The 17,105-nt window shown below is 65.4% G+C and carries 14 protein-coding genes and 3 tRNA genes; 8 read left to right on the forward strand and 9 right to left on the reverse strand.

Annotated features, from left to right (window positions below; genetic code table 11):
• Positions 1–254: 254 nt before the first annotated feature.
• Positions 255–524 carry a hypothetical protein gene (locus AC6A67_RS17035; RefSeq protein WP_498037756.1) on the forward strand — a complete coding sequence of 90 codons (270 nt, stop codon included), beginning with the start codon at positions 255–257 and terminating at the stop codon, positions 522–524.
• Here the strand turns inward: AC6A67_RS17035 and AC6A67_RS17040 are convergent.
• A tRNA-Gly gene (locus AC6A67_RS17040) sits at positions 513–586 on the reverse strand. The genes AC6A67_RS17035 and AC6A67_RS17040 overlap by 12 nt on opposite strands.
• Before the next feature lie 139 nt (positions 587–725).
• A tRNA-Tyr gene (locus AC6A67_RS17045) sits at positions 726–810 on the reverse strand.
• 309 nt (positions 811–1,119) lie between these two features.
• Between AC6A67_RS17045 and rlmB the strand changes: the two genes are divergently transcribed.
• Complete coding sequence (gene rlmB, locus AC6A67_RS17050; RefSeq protein WP_498037757.1) at positions 1,120–1,962, forward strand: 23S rRNA (guanosine(2251)-2'-O)-methyltransferase RlmB; 843 nt, start codon at positions 1,120–1,122, stop codon at positions 1,960–1,962.
• An 885-nt stretch (positions 1,963–2,847) separates the two neighbouring features.
• Positions 2,848–4,524, forward strand: a complete 1,677-nt coding sequence (locus tag AC6A67_RS17055; RefSeq protein ID WP_498037758.1) for an MFS transporter — start codon at positions 2,848–2,850, stop codon at positions 4,522–4,524.
• Positions 4,525–4,789: 265 nt separating this feature from the next.
• Here the strand turns inward: AC6A67_RS17055 and AC6A67_RS17060 are convergent, their stop codons facing one another.
• The gene (locus AC6A67_RS17060; RefSeq protein ID WP_498037759.1) at positions 4,790–5,110 is read right to left on the reverse strand and encodes a hypothetical protein; all 321 of its coding nucleotides are present in this window, start codon (positions 5,108–5,110) and stop codon (positions 4,790–4,792) included.
• Between the two features lie 635 nt (positions 5,111–5,745).
• Here AC6A67_RS17060 and AC6A67_RS17065 point away from each other — a divergent pair.
• The 3 genes from AC6A67_RS17065 to AC6A67_RS17075 all read left to right on the forward strand — a co-directional run bounded on the left by AC6A67_RS17065 (position 5,746) and on the right by AC6A67_RS17075 (position 8,929).
• The gene (locus AC6A67_RS17065; RefSeq protein ID WP_498037760.1) at positions 5,746–6,984 is read left to right on the forward strand and encodes an ABC transporter substrate-binding protein; all 1,239 of its coding nucleotides are present in this window, start codon (positions 5,746–5,748) and stop codon (positions 6,982–6,984) included.
• A 275-nt stretch (positions 6,985–7,259) separates the two neighbouring features.
• On the forward strand, positions 7,260–7,688 hold the full coding sequence (locus tag AC6A67_RS17070; protein WP_498037761.1) for an ester cyclase: 429 nt from the start codon (positions 7,260–7,262) through the stop codon (positions 7,686–7,688).
• Between the two features lie 377 nt (positions 7,689–8,065).
• Positions 8,066–8,929 carry an LOG family protein gene (locus tag AC6A67_RS17075; RefSeq protein WP_498037762.1) on the forward strand — a complete coding sequence of 288 codons (864 nt, stop codon included), beginning with the start codon at positions 8,066–8,068 and terminating at the stop codon, positions 8,927–8,929.
• 274 nt (positions 8,930–9,203) lie between these two features.
• Here AC6A67_RS17075 and AC6A67_RS17080 read toward each other — a convergent pair.
• Positions 9,204–9,278 (reverse strand) — tRNA-Thr (locus AC6A67_RS17080).
• Between the two features lie 471 nt (positions 9,279–9,749).
• Here AC6A67_RS17080 and AC6A67_RS17085 point away from each other — a divergent pair.
• Positions 9,750–10,715: an NAD(P)H-dependent flavin oxidoreductase gene (locus tag AC6A67_RS17085; RefSeq protein WP_498037763.1), complete on the forward strand. Its 966-nt coding sequence runs from the start codon at positions 9,750–9,752 to the stop codon at positions 10,713–10,715.
• A gap of 722 nt (positions 10,716–11,437) precedes the next feature.
• Here the strand turns inward: AC6A67_RS17085 and AC6A67_RS17090 are convergent.
• From AC6A67_RS17090 to AC6A67_RS17100, 3 genes are all read right to left on the reverse strand, one after another.
• On the reverse strand, positions 11,438–12,073 hold the full coding sequence (locus tag AC6A67_RS17090; RefSeq protein WP_498037764.1) for a trimeric intracellular cation channel family protein: 636 nt from the start codon (positions 12,071–12,073) through the stop codon (positions 11,438–11,440).
• A gap of 461 nt (positions 12,074–12,534) precedes the next feature.
• Positions 12,535–13,677 carry an epoxide hydrolase family protein gene (locus AC6A67_RS17095; protein WP_498037765.1) on the reverse strand — a complete coding sequence of 381 codons (1,143 nt, stop codon included), beginning with the start codon at positions 13,675–13,677 and terminating at the stop codon, positions 12,535–12,537.
• Positions 13,678–13,876: 199 nt separating this feature from the next.
• Positions 13,877–14,143: a hypothetical protein gene (locus AC6A67_RS17100; protein WP_498037766.1), complete on the reverse strand. Its 267-nt coding sequence runs from the start codon at positions 14,141–14,143 to the stop codon at positions 13,877–13,879.
• 469 nt (positions 14,144–14,612) lie between these two features.
• Here AC6A67_RS17100 and AC6A67_RS17105 point away from each other — a divergent pair, with 469 nt between their 5' ends.
• Positions 14,613–15,563 carry a PaaI family thioesterase gene (locus AC6A67_RS17105; RefSeq protein ID WP_498037767.1) on the forward strand — a complete coding sequence of 317 codons (951 nt, stop codon included), beginning with the start codon at positions 14,613–14,615 and terminating at the stop codon, positions 15,561–15,563.
• Positions 15,564–15,766: 203 nt separating this feature from the next.
• Here AC6A67_RS17105 and AC6A67_RS17110 read toward each other — a convergent pair whose 3' ends face one another.
• Positions 15,767–16,051 (reverse strand): putative quinol monooxygenase, encoded by a 285-nt coding sequence (locus tag AC6A67_RS17110; RefSeq protein ID WP_498037768.1) that lies wholly within the window; start codon positions 16,049–16,051, stop codon positions 15,767–15,769.
• A gap of 403 nt (positions 16,052–16,454) precedes the next feature.
• Entirely contained in the window at positions 16,455–16,784 is a 330-nt protein-coding gene (cutA, locus tag AC6A67_RS17115; protein WP_498037769.1) for a divalent-cation tolerance protein CutA, read from the reverse strand.
• Positions 16,785–17,105: the final 321 nt, after the last annotated feature.

Raw genomic sequence — 17,105 nt, forward strand, 5'->3', positions numbered from 1 at the left:
TTGCTTTCCTAAACGGGAAACATTCCCGACTACTGAGCCCCGGGAGCATCGCTGCGCCAAAGCCCGACAGATTTCGCCTGCCTGGTTCGGCGACGCGCGCCTCCCTAGCAAATTCCGGTCATGGTTGGCAAAATCAAACTTGCGTTCAGATGCGTGTGAATGAGGCCTGTTACAAGACCGCGACATGACAGCGGCGTGTGCGGCCAGAATATGGGTGTTTTGGCGGCAGACATGCGGCGCCTGGCGCGCCGTTCATGTCCACCCGCACACGCGCGATGGATGAAGACATCAAGCGACCGGAGTTGTCACTGCAGAACATCGACAGAATCGGTCACAGCGCCCGCAGCGACTTTCATGGAGCGACATTCACGGCGCGGCGTTTTGGGCGAGACGTTTCGGACGCCCATAGCCAGCATGCGCCGCCGCCATATGGCGCAGGATGCAACGACGTCGCGGCGACCAAGGGGCGCGACAGCGGCAAGTCAGTCAACAAGTGGGATGAAGAAAAAGGCTGGAGCGGGTGAAGGGAATCGAACCCTCGTATTCAGCTTGGAAGGCTGCTGCTCTACCATTGAGCTACACCCGCGCCGTGCGGCGTAACGCTGTTCACGCCATGGGCGCGATACCCATGCGCCGGGGCGCACTGTGCATCTTCGCCGCTGGGGCCAGATTATGTCGTGAAAATCTGGCGGCGCAAGCAGGGTGCGCCTGTATTCCGGAGCCGATGGTGGAGGGAGTTGGATTCGAACCAACGTAGGCTTAGCCAACGGATTTACAGTCCGTCCCCTTTAACCACTCGGGCATCCCTCCTCATCGTCCGGAATGTCCTCGGGTCACTGGCTAGGGCGACCCGGCGGCGTCGCCTTCGCGGTGAACCGCTGAGCAACGTGGCGCTCTTATGCGAACAGCGACCGGCGCTGTCAACGCCCCGCCCTGTTCAAATCTGCTCAGAGGTGTGGATTACCGGCTGTCGACAAGCCCGGCGCAAGGGTGCAGAACAGCCGCCGGCGGCGCTGCGTCAACCTTGTCAACGGGTTGCGTCGCGCGCCAGCGCTGACGGCGCGCGACACGCCTCCGTCAACGCCATCCCGTCATCATTCGTCTGTCCGAAAGCTCGCCATGTCCGCCAACCGGCCACCGCCAAACCGACGCAACCAGGGAGGCTCCCGCTTTCCGCGCAAGCCAGACGCGGCGCGGCGCGAGGCCGCCCGCGCCGAATGGAAGGCCAACCGGCCCGAGCACGCGCTCGACATTGTGGTGCTGTATGGCTGGCGCCCGGTGGTTGAGGCCATTGGCAACAGCCGGCGCAGCTTCCGGCGGCTGCTGATCACCGAAAACGCCCAGCGCCGGCTGGAAGAAGAGAAGCTCGCCCTGCCGGTGACGCCCGAGCTGGTGCGGCCAGACCAGATCGACCGCCTGGTCGGCCCGGACGCCGTGCATCAGGGGCTTTACGCGGAAGTTGACCCGCTGGACGGGCCGACGCTGGAATCCATGCCGCAGGACGGCGTGTTCCTGGTGCTGGACCAGATCACTGATCCGCACAATGTCGGGGCCATCGTCCGCACTGCTGCGGCTTTCAATGTCAGCGCCATTATCACCACCGCCCGGCACAGCCCGGCGGCGACCGGCGTGCTGGCAAAATCCGCCTCGGGCGGCCTCGAATATGTGCCGATCGTCACGGTGCGAAATCTGGCCGGGGCGCTACAGACCATGGCCGAGCGCGGCGTGCAGTGCATCGGCCTCGATTCCGCCGGCCCGACCGTGCTCGAGGAGGTTCCGATGCAACGGCCTCTGGCCCTGGTGCTCGGCGCCGAGGGCAAGGGCCTGCGACAGCTGACCCGTGAGCGCTGCCAGCATCTGGCCCGCCTCGACATGCCAGGCGAGATCAAGAGCCTCAACGTCTCCAACGCCACCGCCATTTCGCTTTACGCCGTGATGCGCGCCTGCCCGCCGGCCAACTGACAGGCGCAATGACAAGAGGGCAGCGGGGGGCGTGCGGCGCGTCTGGAGGAGGCAATCACCGCCCTCCCGCCACAGCACAGCGCCCCGCAGCGGCGCCGGCCTGTCGCGGCTGCACATCTGCGCCGTTTCGGCGCGCGTCCCGCGCCCGGCGCACTTGACCCACCGGCGCGCTTGACCAAAGGCGCCCCTGACCTGCGCACTTGACCTGCGCCGTTGGCCTGCGCCGTTGGCGGCCCTGCCGCGACAATGATCACTATGTTCCTCTAGGTAATCTTGAACCGTCGTCCGTCGCCGCAGATGGGCTCACAGCCGCTGGGTAAATCGGGGCGAGCGCCGCATAACGCCGCCACCGCCCGAGCGCAACGCACGGGTAACGCCCCCATCGCGCGCATCGGCGGCGCCGTGGCCCTACCGTGCGTGGCGCAACGCATAAAATACTGATTCGATACGAATTTTTTGCTCTCGATGGCCAGCCGCCCCGGTGCGCCTCGTTCTCGCCTGCTGCACCACCAGACCTCTCCAGTAACGGGCCGCGCCGGAACGTTCGATGCGGGTCATCACGTAACCGTGTAAGGCTCATGACCTCAAATACTGGTGATCGCCGGAAAACATGGCGATTCCAGACAGACATCGCCGCTATTGACGGCGACACAACAAGCACTCACCCCCACGACCTGCGACGTTCGTCGTAGGTAATCCGTCTGAAACTCCTGTCACTACACGTTGTTATACTTATTGTTGAGCGACACTTCGTGGCGCCACATCTAGCCTTTGCGACCAACTGCCACTGGCTTCTCCAGGATCATGTCCTGGTCAAGGCGGGGCAGGCCCGGAACCTGACACAGGTCAGATGCGCCCAGGCGGCGACATTTCAGGGAGGTTGGCATGACAGCGCAAGCAGATGTCGCAGGGGGCGAGACGCATCGCCCCATGACCCGTGAAGAGAAAAAGGTGATTTTCGCCTCGTCACTCGGCACGGTGTTTGAGTGGTATGACTTTTACCTCTACGGCTCCCTCGCCGCGATTATTGGCGCGCAGTTCTTCAGTTCTTATCCTCCGGCGACCCGGGACATCTTCGCCCTGCTGGCTTTTGCCGCCGGCTTTCTGGTGCGCCCCTTCGGCGCCATCGTCTTCGGGCGCATTGGCGACCTTGTCGGCCGTAAATATACCTTCCTCGTCACCATTCTGATCATGGGCCTGTCGACGTTCATCGTCGGCATTCTGCCCAACGCCAACCAGATCGGCTTCATCGCCCCGGTGATCCTGATCACCCTGCGCCTGCTCCAGGGTCTGGCGCTTGGCGGCGAATATGGCGGCGCCGCCACCTATGTGGCCGAGCATGCCCCCAATGGCCGGCGCGGCTTTTACACGTCGTGGATCCAGACCACGGCGACGCTGGGCCTGTTCCTGTCGCTGATGGTGATTCTGGCCACCCGCTCGATCGTTGGCGAGGCCGCGTTCGCCGAATGGGGCTGGCGCGTGCCGTTCCTGCTGTCGATCGTCCTTTTGGGCGTGTCGGTGTGGATCCGTATGCAGCTCAACGAATCGCCAGCCTTCCAGCGCATGAAGGAAGAGGGCACGCGCTCCAAGGCGCCGCTGTCGGAAGCCTTCGGCCAGTGGAAGAACCTGAAAGTGGTGCTGATCGCCCTGTTCGGTCTCGTCGCAGGCCAGGGCGTGGTCTGGTACACCGGCCAGTTCTATGCGCTGTTCTTCCTGCAATCGATCGTCAAGGTCGACGGTTATACCTCCAACCTGCTGATCGCCTGGTCGCTGGTTTTGGGCACGGGCTTCTTCGTGTTCTTCGGCTGGCTGTCGGACAAGATTGGCCGCAAGCCGATCATCCTCGCCGGCTGCCTGATCGCCGCCGTCGCCTATTTCCCGATCTTCAAGCAGATCACCACTTTGGCCAATCCGGCGCTCGAGCAGGCCATCGAGAACGTCAAGGTCACCGTGCTGGCCAATCCAGCCGAATGCGGCAATCTGTTCAATCCGGTCGGCACGCGGGTGTTCACCGCTCCCTGCGATCAGGCGCGCGACTTCCTCGCCAAATCGTCGGTGCGCTACACCACTGCGCCAGCCCCGGCGGGGCAGCCGGTCTCGGTGAAGATCAACGACGCCATCGTGCCGTTTGACCAGAACTTCAGGACCGCAGCCACCGCCGCCCTCAAGGCCGCCGGTTATGCGCTCGCCGGCGCCCAGGCCGACGTGATCCGCATGAAGCACCCCTTTGACATCTTCGAGCCGCGTGTGGCCGGGGTGATCGGGCTGCTGTTCGTGCTGGTGCTGTTCGTCACCATGGTCTACGGGCCGATCGCCGCAGCGTTGGTAGAGTTGTTCCCCACCCGCATCCGCTACACGTCGATGTCCCTGCCCTATCACATTGGTAATGGCTGGTTCGGCGGCCTGCTGCCGGCGACGGCCTTCGCCATGGTGGCGTGGACCGGCGATATCTACTTCGGCCTTTGGTATCCGATCGTCATCGCACTCGCGACCGTGGTGATCGGCCTGCTCCTGGTGCCGGAGACCAAGGATCGCGACATCGAGACCTTCGACAACAACTGAGGCCATCCCGGAGCCCGGCGGCGAGCGCCGCCCCGCCCCGGGCTGTTCGCGGCTGCCTGGCAAGCCGCGCCTGCCAGGCAAACCCCGCCAAACTGGCGCACGGGCAAGACCGCAAAACCTGTGCATGCAAACGCAATCGGGGCGACGGCATCACCGTCGCCCCGATTGCATTTGTTGGTGGCTGGCGCCCTGCCAGCAGGCTGCCATGGCCCCCACAACGGCGCCGCGGCCGCAAAATCACCGTAGCGCCGGCCCGGGCGCGCCTTCAGTCGCAGACCTCGATATTGCGACGCCGCCAGCCGCGGCCCTCGACCCACACCCGGCGCGATGTGACGTAGCACTCTGGCCCATCGTCATAGACCACCACCGGCGGCGGCGGCGGCGGCGGCGCCAGGGCGCCTGCGGCGGCGGCGCCGGCCAAAGCGCCGAGCGCCAGGCCGCCGACGATGCCAGCGGCGGGCGGCGGGCCGCCGCAGCCGTAGCCGTAGCCGTCACACCAGGCTGCGGCGCCTGTTCCCGACAACGCCACGACGCCGAGGCCGCCTGCCGTCGCCAGCATGGCCAGCGCCACTCTGTGCGCCGCCAAAGACGCGCCCGGACGCGCCGCGCGGATATCGCGCCTGTTCCCCATCGTTCTGTTCCTTGTGTTGTGCGTTATTGACCTAACGTATCTGGTAACAAGGCCTGACAATTGGGGTAAATACGTGACAGCTTTGGCGATGCCTGCTGACGCATTCGTGAACAACGCGGGCGCAGCGTCAAGCAGTCAGGGAACTGCGGCAAAGTCCACGTCAACCATTTGCTGGGCAGGGCCCACCCTTGTCTGACAAAACCCGGGCGCGCGACGCCATGAGCCGACGGTTACTGGTTGTTCCGCAGCGATGGCCTGCCATGGCGGGGTCAGACAGGACGCCCATCTGGAGCCCAGGAAGCCGCGCCCTCGCGCGACGCCTTGATCGGGCCTGATTGGATCGCACCCGACTGGACCCACCCGGCCGGAACGCCCCCGGCTGGACCGCGCCCGATTGCCCTTGCGGCGCCCCGAAGGGTTGCGCCTGAGACGACATGTGCTAGTCCCGGCCCGCATCCTGCCGGCGATGGGGGCCAGAATCGCGCAGACGGTTCATCCGCACGGCGTCATGGAGGCAACACGGGTTGCGTATCGCAAGGGGCATCCGCCCCGGCGCCGCCAGCGGCGATCGGTATGCATGGGAGGCACTTATGTCAGTCAACAAGCGCACGCTGTTTGCAGGCGTGCTCGCCGCCACTGCGGCTTTCAGCTTCTCCGGCGCGGCTTTCGCCGAGAAGAAATATGGCCCCGGCGCCAGCGACACCGAAATCAAGCTGGGCAATTTCGTGCCCTATAGCGGCCCGGTGTCGGCCTATGGCGTGGTCGGCAAGACCATGGAAGCCTATTTTAAGATGATCAATGAGCAGGGCGGCATCAATGGCCGCAAGGTCAAGCTGCTCAGCTACGACGACGCCTACAGCCCGCCGAAGGCCGTGGAGCAGACCCGCAAGCTCATCGAGAGCGATGAGGTTCTGGCGCTGTTCGGCACGCTGGGCACCCCGTCCAACACCGCGATCATGAAATATGTGAACGCCAAAAAGGTGCCGCACATCTTCCTGTCGTCGGGCGGCACCCGCTTCGGCAATGATCCGAAGACCTTTCCCTGGACCATGCCGTTCAACCCCTCCTATGAGAGCGAAGGCCATATCTACGCCAATCTCATCAAGGAGAAGTACCCCAACGCCAAGATCGCCGTGCTGGTGCAGAACGACGACTATGGCAAGGACATCTACAAGGGCGTGAAGGATGGCCTCGGCGACAAGGTGTCGATGATCATCGCCGAAGCGCCGTATGATCTGTCCGACGCCACCGTCGATTCGCAGATGGTCAAGTTGAAGGCCTCGGGCGCTGATCTTTTCCTCAATCTGTCGACGCCGAAGTTCGCCGCCCAGTCGATCCGCAAGATGGGCGAGCTCAAGTGGAAGCCGGTGCACATCCTCAACAACGTCGCCTCGCAGGTCGGCGCGGTTCTGGTGCCGGCGGGCCTCGACAACGCCCAGGACGCCATCACCGCCATCTATCTGAAGGACCCGACGGACCCGTCGCTGGCTGACAACGCCGACGTGCTGAAGTTCAAGGAATTCCTCAAGAAGTACATGCCGGACGCCGATCCGAACAACAGCCTGTACACCATTGGCTATGCGATGGCGGATTCTATGGCCCATGTGCTCAAGGCCGCCGGCGACGATCTGACGCGCGAGAACGTGATGAAGGCCGCCCTCAGCCTGAACGGCTTCAAGCCGGGCATGATCTATGAGGGCATCACCATGAACACCTCGGCGACCGATCACTTCCCCTTCGAAGAAATGCAGATCATGCAGTTCAAGGGCGACCGCTGGGTTCCCCAGGGCGACGTCATTTCGGCCAAGCCGAAGGTCAAGGGCCAGTAAAGCCTGACGACACTTACGCCTATGCCTGTCCTGTACAGGGATGAGGCGGCGCACGGCCCGTTCCCAAGGAGCGGGCCGTTTGCGTTGACGCAAGGCGTGCCTGCGTCATCGCGCAGTCAGCGCCACAAATACAACAAAGTGTTGCAGGCAAAAGACCTATTCTTGCGCCACAATAAGGGTAGATACCCGAAAGCGGGGGCTTTTGGCGCTGTTGGAGCCGGATTGACGGCGAAACCGCTCACGCAGCAAGGGCTGCGTCGACAGGGATGCAACACATGCGTCACAGCCTACGCCCCGAGGCGCAACGCCTGATCCGGGACTGCATCGCCCATTACAATGCTGGCGACTGGTTACAATTGCGCCGGCTGTTCACCGATAACGCCAATATTCGCGGCGTGCTCGGCTGGGTTCCGGTCGATGAGGCCATGGAGCTCTGGCAGGAGCTGCACGCCAATATGAACACGCGGCTTGATCTCATCGATATTGTCTGCGAGGGCGACGCGGCGGCGGCGCTGCTGACTGAAACCGGCCGGTTTGTCGGCCCGTTCCGCGCCCTGCCAGGCCACACCCCCACCGGCGTCGCCTATGAGCTGCTGTCAATCGAATGGTACACCTTCTCGGAGAGCCGCATCGCCCGGCGCTGGTCGGCGCGTGATTCCGGTTCACTGACCCGCCAGGTGCTGTCCTGCGAGTTGCGGCACTGATACCAGGATGCGAAGATGCTGACGCATCCGCATCCTGAAATGCTCAGGCGCCGCACGGGCTTAACCAACACTCGATGAGTCATACTCATCGGGTGTTGGTATGAACTGCCGTAGCGCAGGCTAACGACGCCCGGCGGCGCGTCATCAGTGCAACATGCTGTCGCCGCGCGCGTCGGCAGCCTCCCGGGTCAGGCGCCTCGCCCACGCAAGCGAGCGCCGCCACGCCAGGGTTTGCGCCCTGCCGCTTGCCCTGGCATGTCTCCGCCCGCGCACCAACGCTGGCCTGCAGGGTCCCTGGCTTTCTTTTGACCGCTTCCTGTGCTCTGAACAGGCGCCGCGATGCACGCGGCGCTCAAGCCAAGGACCGGTTGCACGACATGGCCAATGACGAATTCTCACCCGCGACCCACCCGCAAGCTGCGACCCCAGTCGCCGCGCCACAGGTCAACGGGCAGACCAACAGTTACAAGCTGGCGGTGGAGGATACGGACTTCCTGTTGCGCGACGAAATGCGCGCTTTCCGCTTTGGCCTCGAGTTCGCCAAGGCGGAGCTGACCCTGCGCGACTGGGGCATCCGCTCGACCATCATCGTGTTTGGCAGCGCCCGCACCCCCTCGCCCGAGCAGGTCGCCGCTGCGGCCGCCGCCGCCACGACGCCGGAGCAGCAGGCGGCGGTGGAGCGGCTGCGCAAACAGTCGAAGCACTATGACGTGGCGCGCGAGTTTGCCCGCATCGCCTCCGAGCGTGGCGGCGCCTTCGCCCCGCGCCACCGCTGGCGCGACAATGTCATCGCCACCGGCGGCGGCCCGGGCGTGATGGAAGCCGCCAATCGCGGCGCCGCCGACGTGCGCGCCCCGAGCATCGGCTTCAACATCACTTTGCCGCACGAGCAGCACCCCAATCCCTATTCGACGCCAGAGCTGACCCTGCGCTTCCACTATTTCGCCATGCGCAAGATGCACCTCGCCATGCGCGCCAATGCGCTCGCCATTTTCCCCGGCGGCTATGGCACGCTGGATGAATTGTTCGAGGTATTGACCCTGCAGCAGACTGGCAAGGCGCCGCGTATTCCGATCGTGCTGTTCGACAAATCCTATTGGAGCCGGCTGATCAATTTCGAGGCCATGGTCGAGGAAGGGGCGATCTCGCCCGAAGACCTGCAGCTGTTCGAATATGCCGAGACCGCCGAAGAGGGCTGGGACTCGCTGGTGCGCCGCGGCGTCACCAATCTGCCGGCCTGATCGACCCGTGACAGCATGGCCGCCCGCACGCCGCGTGCGGCCATGCAGGGGCTCACCATAGGCCCGCCGTCGTCTTCAACGGTGGGGGCTGCGGCCTGCTCGCCCCGGCATCAGGAGCGGCGGCAGGTTTTTGCCAGGCCAGCGCGCATCTGAACCTGCGCAATGATCGCGCCGACTGTCCGCCTGGCCGCAGGTTTATTACGCATGCGAACGCCCTGGTTGACGATGCAACGCCCGATTAAGTCGGCTCAGACCTGGATATTTACTTGAAAAATGGTGCCGGCGGAGAGGATTGAACTCCCGACCTTCGGTTTACAAAACCGCTGCACTACCGCTGTGCTACGCCGGCGCACCAGATGCCGACGTGCAAGCCGCCAGCAGGCCACGGAGCCATGCCCGTGTTCCCGTCCAGCTATCAATATTCTCAGCCCAAGGCAAGACGCCGCATGAGGCCTGGCAGTGGACGCCGCTGCGCCCTGTCAGACGTTCACCCATCGCGCCATGCGCCGCCTGCGCCATAGGGCGTTTTCCGATCAAACGGATCCGTTGATCGACGCGCATTCGCTCGCTGCATGCATGAGGCGCGCCGCGCCCTGCCCTCAGGCCAGATGCGCGCGGCGCGCGCCTGTGCCAGCATGGCCACGCTGGCGGTCGCAGCCCCTGCATCGCCCAAGGCTTTCGCGCCCGAAGCGGTGGGCGGCCGCAAGTCGCGGTTTCGCCGCGCAAAAACAATCCTGGCGGCGCATCTGGCGCCCGCCGTGTTGCGTATGGCTGGCGCCGGGCGTCAGATCCGGCGGCCATGCGCTTTGGAGAACGCCACATGTTTGAGGGAAACCGCGTCGTCGCCCACACCCGCGCACGCTATCCAATCTTCCAGTCGCCCATGACCTGGATCGCCAGAGCCCCGCTGGTCTCCGCCGTCTCCGCCGCCGGCGGCCTTGGCCTGCTGGAGAGCACATCGCGCGATCTGGCCATGACCTCCCGCGAGTTCAGCGCCATTCGCGCCGCCACCAACGCCCCGTTCGGCGTCAATCTGCCCGTCCGCTATCTGAAAGAGGATCCGGAGGAAGAGCGCCGTATCATCGACTGGCTGCTGCAGCAGAAGATTCACTTTGTCACCACCTCGGCGGGCGACCCAGGTCGCTATGTTCGCATCCTCAAGGACGCGGGAGTCGTGGTCTATCACGCCACCGCCACGCTCTATGGCGCGCGCAAGGCAGTCGACGCCGGCGTTGACGGGCTGATCGTCGAAGGCGCCGAGAGCGCCGGCGTGCGCAATCCGGAGGAAGTGCACAGCTTCGCCTTGCTGCAGGCGGTGCGCGAGGCGGTGGATGTGCCGCTGGTGGCGGCGGGCGGCGTGGTCGATGGCCGCGGCATGGCCGCCGCTTTTGCTCTGGGCGCTGAGGGCGTGACCATGGGCACGCGCTTCGTCGCCTCGGTCGAGAGCCCGGTACACGTCAATTACAAGCAGGCCATCGTCGCCGCGCCCAGCGCCGGCACCGCGCTGCTCGACAATCCCCCCGGCGCCCGCATGCGCGGCCTGCGCACCCCTTACGCCGAGGCGGTGATGCGCGGCGAGCAGGGCCAGATCCCCTACAAGGACATCATCGAGCGGTTGTATCTCAACGGCGACGTCGACGGCACCTCAGGGGCGGCGGGCGAAAGCTCCGGCCTGATCCGCGAGATCAAGACGGCGCAGCAGATCATCGACGACACGGTGAGCGGCTTCTGGCGCGAGATCGACCGCCTCGCCGCCCTGCGCCCACCCGCCCGCGCCTCCGCCTGACGCCCCCGGCACGCGCGCCTCACCCCTCAGCCGTCATGCCCGTGCTCGTCACGGGCATCCACGCTCGACCCGCAGACCCCTGCGCCTGCGCGAGGCAAGACGTGGATGGTCGGGTCAAGCCCGACCATGACGGTGGAGGGAGTGACGAGCGGCAGGTTTCCGGGGCGGCAGCGAGGCGGCGCAGAGCGGACACGCCTGGCGGTCGCGCGAGCCGATAACGATGCGCAAAGCAAGGCGACGCCATAGGTCACGCCGCAAGACGCCGCCTCTGAAGCGGCCTTTGGAGCGACCCTTGGAGCGGCCCTTGGAGCGGCCCTTTCGCCAAGGCCACTGGACAGTCCTCAGGACCACGGCCCCAGACCTCAGCCCCCCGCCCCCCCCAAGACGCCGCCACAAACCGACGCCGACGCGCCCACCACCTCTCAGCCGTCATGCCCGTGCTTGTCACGGGCATCCACGCTCTACCCGCAGACGCCCGCGCCTGCGCGAGGCAAGACGTGGATGGTCGGGTCAAGCCCGACCATGACGGTGGAGGGAGAGACACGCGGCGGACTGCCGGGGTGGCAGCCCGGCCAAGCGTCGGCCTGGGCGACAGCCGCCTTGTGGCGTAGCTACCCGCCGGAGCAGCCGCGTGGCGGAGCGTAGCGCGCGTTAGTATCGCCTTGGTGGCGACGATCGATGGGCGCATGCCGCCCGCCGCCATCGCGTAGGCCGCGCTCCCTTCAGTGCAGCGTATGGGTGTAAATGAACTTCGGCATGCTCCAGCCGAAGCGCAGCGCCAGCATGCGCAGGGTGAGGCCGCAGGCCATGGCGACGCCGACGGCGAGGTCAACGGGCAGGCCGAGCCAGCGGCCGCCCATGTAGACCAGGCCGGTGAGGATCGACACCGTGGCGTAAAGTTCGGTGCGGAACAGCAGGGGAATGTCGGCGCACAGGATGTCGCGCAGCACGCCGCCGACGCAGCCGGTGATCATGCCCGAGGCGATGATGATGATGAACGGCAGGTTCATCGCGGCGGCGATATTGCAGCCGATCACCGAAAACGCCACGAGGCCAATGGCGTCGAGCAGCAGAAACAGTTTGCGCAGGTGATGCATGTAACGGGCGAGCGCGATGGTCGCCAGCGCAGCTCCAGCGGTGATCAGCAGCAGGTTGGGATTGGCGACCCAGGTCAGCGGGTAGTGGCCGAACAGCACGTCGCGCACCGTGCCGCCGCCCAGCGCCGTGATCGGCCCGAGCATGGCCACGCCCATCCAGTCCATCGAGCGCCGCCCCGCCGCCAGCGCGGCGGTCATGGCGTCAGCGACGATGGCGACGTAGTACAGGATGAGCAGGATATAGGTTGCGTCGATATGCATGGCGCGCCTGGGGCCCGAGCGCTGCGCCGTCCGGCTGACCGGGCTGACACACAGACGCTCACACAAGGAAACACAGCTGGTCCCGTCGCAAGGCGCGCACTGATGCGTCAGGCGGCGTATCCCGACTTATCTCGCAGGCCCTGCGCCGCGGGCATGGCAAGAGCGCCCACGACCGGCAGGCCAGGCGCCGTGGGCGCCAGGCTATGGCCGCAGGCTCTAGCCCAAGCAGCTCCTGTTGAACAGGCGCTGCGCCCTTCTCCCCTGCGTTTCAGCAAAAGAAGCGTCGTCGTTCCAGGCATTTGCCGGGCAATGGTAGCGCATTTGCCACGCCCGTCGCCGCCGGGGCCGGGTCTCATTCAAGGATGCGAAGATGCCGCCGCATCCTGCTATGCGCAGACCCCAGCGGCAAAGCTCGTCAGGCGCAACGCCGCCCCACCGCGTCTGTGCGGCGCCATCGCGGCTTAGCGCCGGTAGGGCCGCAGCGCCGTGCGCAATTCGTTGACGAACAGCTCCGGCTGCTCGAACGCGGCAAAATGGCCACCCCGGTCCAGCTCATTCCAATAGGCGATGCTGCTGAAGCGGCGGTCGGCCCAGCGCCGGGCCGGCGGGGATATATCCTTCGGGAAGATGCTGGCGCATACCGGAACCTGAACGGCGCCCGCCGCAAATTTGCGGAAACTCTCCCAGTACAGCCGCCCGGATGACGCTGCGGCGGCGGGCAGCCAGTACAGCATGATGTTGTCGAGCAGCTCGTCCCGCGTCAGCACCGACAGCGGATCGCCGTTGCAGTCGGTCCACTCGTAGAACTTCTCGAAAATCCACGCCGCCTGGCCGGCCGGCGAATCGGTCAGGCCATAGCCGAGGGTCTGTGGCCGGCTGCTCTGCTGTACGGCGTAGCCATTGCCCTGCTCCAGATAATAGCGCGCCCGGGCCAGCAGCGCCTTCTCTCGCTCGTCCATGTCATCGCGCTGGTCGCGGCCCGGCGGGGCGGTGACCATGTTGAGATGGATGGCGGCCAGCCCTTCCGGCGCCTGCTCTCCTATGGCGATGGTGATGGCGCTGCCCCAGTCGCCGCCCTGGGCGACATAATGGTCGTAACCGAGCCGACGCATCAGTTCGGCCCAGGCGCCGGCGATGCGCTGCACCGTCCAGCCGGTGGCCTGCGGCTTGCCCGAGAAGCCATAACCGGGAATCGACGGGGCGATGACATGGAAAGCGTCGGCCGGATCGCCGCCATGCGCCGCAGGGTCAGCCAGCGGGCCGATCACCTTGTGAAACTCGATCACCGAGCCGGGCCAGCCATGGGTGAGCAGCAGCGGCAGCGCGTCGGGATTGGGCGAGCGGCGATGAATGAAATTAATGGCCACGCCGTCGATGACCGTCTCGAACTGGCCGAAACCATTGAGCATCGCTTCGCAGCGCCGCCAGTCGTAATCGTGCAGCCAGTAATGGCACAGGTCCTGCACGGCGGCGAGCGGCGCGCCCTGGCTCCAGTCATGGACCGTCTCGCGCTCGGGCCAGCGGGTCATGTGCAGGCGCTGGCGCAGATCAGCCAGCGCCGCATCCGGCACGGCGAGGTGGAAAGGGGTGATGGCGGTGGACATGGCGTTTCCCTACGATCCTGCCTGGATCTTTGACGCCATTGTGTGGCGCCCGCGCGCCAGATTTAAGCGCCATCTTCGCCATGCCTTGCGTTTTCCGCCTGCCGGGGCGAAACGCGCCAGGCGTAACCACCATGGCGTCGCGCCCGCCCCGTAGACGCCGGCAGCAGGCCGCTGCGTCGCTGATGGGCTACCGTCCAGATTATTTCCGGGCTTCGGCCAGCAGATCGTCGTACAGTTTGCAGGCATCCTGCATCGAACCCGGATTGGCCTGGGCAGCCTGCACCTTCTGCATGCGCTGGGTGACGGAAAGGGCGCGATTCTGGTCGGTGGCGGCGAGCTTCTGCAGCTCGGCGGACAGCTCGGTCGCCTTGGCGTTAATGTCGTCCACGGTGCAGGCCATGGCGGGGCTCGACAATACAGCGATGGCGACAATGAAGCCGAACGCCTGACAGGTAAACTTGGTCACAACCATAACTCCAGAATGACAACGCCCGGCGCTGGGCCGGGCGACAACACATGGGCTCGCGGCGCCCATAAGGGCGAGCGCCAGCGCCGGGGCGCGACGCGGCGAGCGCCCGCATCCCCTGGCGCCGACATGCCTGGCGCGGCGGCTCCAAATTGACCAATCAAATTCACTTCAGCCGCAGCCCAGCCCAAGGCAGCCGGGCAGAACTGCCTGGCAAGCCAAAAGCAGTCAGGCCAGCCCGCGAGGGTCACAGACGGCCTGCTGGGCGACCAGGGAGGGACATCAGGCGTTATCGTGCTGGCTCCCCTCCAGGCGCCGCCATTCGCCACGGTCATCTCGCCACAGGGGCGACTGGCGACAGGAATTGCTGCTTGCCACAGTGACGTACGGGAGAGTATCGCGGAGCCAGACATTTGCTCCGCGCATAGCTGCGGCGCCACCTGTATCGAGTTTGGAGGTCACCTGGTCCATGACGATCAAGGAAGTCATTGGAGCCCTTGAAGACGGCGCCGAGCTGGATCCAGCCCTGCTGGAGTTCATCCGCAAGCGCATGTCCGGGGGCACGCCGCATGCCGACGCTCTGGGCCTGCAGTTTGAGGACGCCCGCGTCGGCCACGCCACGTTGGCCCTGCCCTATCGGTCGGATTTCGCCGGCGATGTCGAGACCGGCATCCTGCATGGCGGCGTCATCACCGCCTTGATCGACCACACCTGCGGCGCCTCGGTGCAGCTCAAGAAGGTGATGAAGCAGGCGATCGCCACGCTCGACCTGCGCATTGATTACATGAAGCCGGCGTCGAGCGGCGAGACGGTGCGCTGCCACGCCCATTGCTACAAGATGACGAAGAACATCGCCTTCGTCCGCGCCGAGGCCTATCAGGGCGAAAACGATCTGATCGCCAACGCCGTGGCCACTTTCATGCTGGCCGCCAACAGCACCACCATCGCGGTGAAGGCCGACCGCACAAAGCTCGACGCTCTGCCAGTGCGCACCCCCGCCGCGCCGAAGTCCCCGGACAGCGCGGCGCAGAAGATGCTCGATCGCATGAGCTATTCGCAATATCTCGGCGTCGAGTGCGAACAGCAGGGCGATGTGGTCACCGCCACCATGCGCTTCGACCCCAAACTGATCGGCAACCCGTCGCTGCCGGCGCTGCATGGCGGCACGATCGGCGCCTTTCTGGAGAGCACCGCGCTGCTGCAACTCAGCGCCCAGTTCGGCCAGAATCGCCCGCCCAAGCCCATCGGGCTGACCATCAATTATCTGCGCTCGGGTCGCCCGGTCGACACCTACGCCCGCTGCCGCATCACCAAGGAAGGCCGCCGCGTCGTCTCGGTGATGGTTGAAGCCTGGCAGGACAATCCGGAAAAGCCGATCGCCAGCGCCTATGGGCATTTTCTGCTGCGCCAGCCTGAGTAAGGCCTGGGGCGTGGTGACGACGGCTGTTGTTCGCGCAGGCGAACGACAGCTGTGACCAGCGACAGCAGATCCCGCGCGAGCAGCACGCTTTAAAACGCCAAGGGCCGCCCAATCGGGCGGCCCTTGTCATTCATAACGCTGGCTGGGGCCCGCGGCGCAGCATCGCGGCGGCGACGTCCTGCGCCGCCGATGCGTCAGCCCGATCAGGCTTCGTGGAACACTTCCACCTTCGGCGGCTCGGCCATGTACTGGCCCATTTCCTTGCCGAGGGTACGGAAGTGATCGGACTTGCGGTGCGCCTCAATGGCGGCCTGGTCCTTGTAGCGCTCAATGAACACGAAAACGGTGTCGTCGTCGGTCTTGTGCAGGCGGTAGAACTCGCAACCCGGCTCATTGGCGGCGACGGCGTCCTGCAGCTGCTTGGCGACCTTGGCGAACGACGCCCCCTGGCCTTCCTTGACCTTGATCCTGGCGACGATCGAAACCATGGCATTTCCTCCTGTTGTTGATGCAACAGCCATAATACGAACCGGCAGGATATGGAAATGTCTTGCGCAAAACCGCACCGCAGCGACGGCGGTCGCCGCCCCCACAACAAAACGCCCCCCTCTGAGGGGGCAGAGGGAGGCGTGGTCTCGCGGAGTGTGATGGACAGGGCGCTCGCCCGTATATTTATTAACAACAAATTAACACCGGACCTGGCTGCAGGGAAGTAAAATTTTCGTGGCGACTTGACCTTACGCCAGATGGCTGAATCCGCCGCAGCGCCCCATGCAGCGGCGCCCTGTGTCTTGTACCAGCGCCCAATGCGCATGACCGATCGGGCCCGGTCCAGCTCGTGCGGCTGAGCCGGTCAGGTCGCGCATGCGTCAGCATCGTCGCGGCCTCGTCTTAATCGCCATCTACGCTGCGGGTGGCGTCGTTGAGCCAGGCGGCGGTGGCTGGATCGGGGTCAACGTTGAGGAACGCCACCACCGGCGTGTCATAGGGGTGGCTGTCGCGCAGCAGTTCGGCGGCGGCGGCGCGATTTGCCGCCGGCAGCTTGAAGATCACCGCCGCTTCGGTGGCCTCATTGACCTCGTCCTCATAGCGATAGACCGATTGCATGGCCGGAAAGATGTTGGCGCAGGCCACGACCCCGGCCTCCACCAGCGTCCGCGCCGCCGCTCGCGCTGCCTCCGGTCCCGGGAAGGTGGTGTACAAAAACAGAAAAGCGCTCATTGGCGGCTCCAGGGCTGCGCCAGCCGTGCCATGGGGGCAGCGACGCCTCGCTGTGGCCTTGGTCCGGCGAACAGATCAGCGCTCCAAATGGCCGGCGACAGGCGCTGGCGCAAGCGGCTGGCGGCCAAGGGCGGCTGACGGGCCATCCACCGCCCAGCGTCAGCCGACGACTGCCATGCCCCCGAGCGCCGCCGGTAGCCTGACCTTATACCGGCGCCCGATGCGCATGGCTCATCGGGCGCCGGCCAAGCCCGTGCGGCGACTGAGCATTTCAGGTCGCGGATGCGTCAGCATCTTCGCGGCCTGGCATTACCGCCCCCG

Source organism: Camelimonas sp. FR25, assembly GCF_059740505.1.